This window comes from Terrisporobacter petrolearius, from assembly GCF_020748185.1.
Taxonomy (GTDB): domain Bacteria; phylum Bacillota; class Clostridia; order Peptostreptococcales; family Peptostreptococcaceae; genus Terrisporobacter; species Terrisporobacter petrolearius.
The window spans coordinates 1-510 of the sequence record NZ_JAHZMO010000130.1 but is presented as its reverse complement, the minus strand read 5'-3'; the positions used below and the strand labels follow the sequence as shown (position 1 = coordinate 510).

Sequence of the window (510 nt, the reverse complement as noted above, 5' to 3'; positions counted from 1 at the left end):
GATGAATATTTCGATCATCACCTGGGCTTCAACGAAAATGTTGCAGAAAGGCTGGCATCGGCAAGTCTTTATTTGGTTACCGCTCGGGTTGGTGATTGGCCTGCTGGCAGCGATGTTTGTGCTGCGTATTTTGCGCCGTATCCAGTCACCGCATCATCGGCTGCAGGATGCTATCGAAAATCGTGATATTTGCGTGCACTATCAGCCGATTGTCTCCTTAGCCAATGGCAAAATTGTCGGTGCTGAGGCACTGGCGCGCTGGCCGCAGACAGACGGTAGTTGGTTGTCACCAGATAGTTTTATTCCGCTGGCACAGCAAACGGGCCTTTCTGAGCCATTGACGCTACTGATTATAAGAAGCGCCTTTGAAGATATGGGCGACTGGCTGCGTCAGCATCCACAGCAGCATATTTCGATCAATCTTGAATCCACCGTGCTCACCTCGGAAAAAATCCCGCAATTGCTGCGTGAAATGATCAATCACTATCAGGTTAATCCCAGACAGATCGC

The 510-nt window shown here is 50.0% G+C and carries 1 protein-coding gene; it reads left to right on the top strand.

Features of this window, described 5'->3' with window-relative positions:
* The coding region (locus K0040_RS22420) for an EAL domain-containing protein (protein ID WP_500302289.1) at window positions 1-510 on the top strand (510 nt) is incomplete at both ends.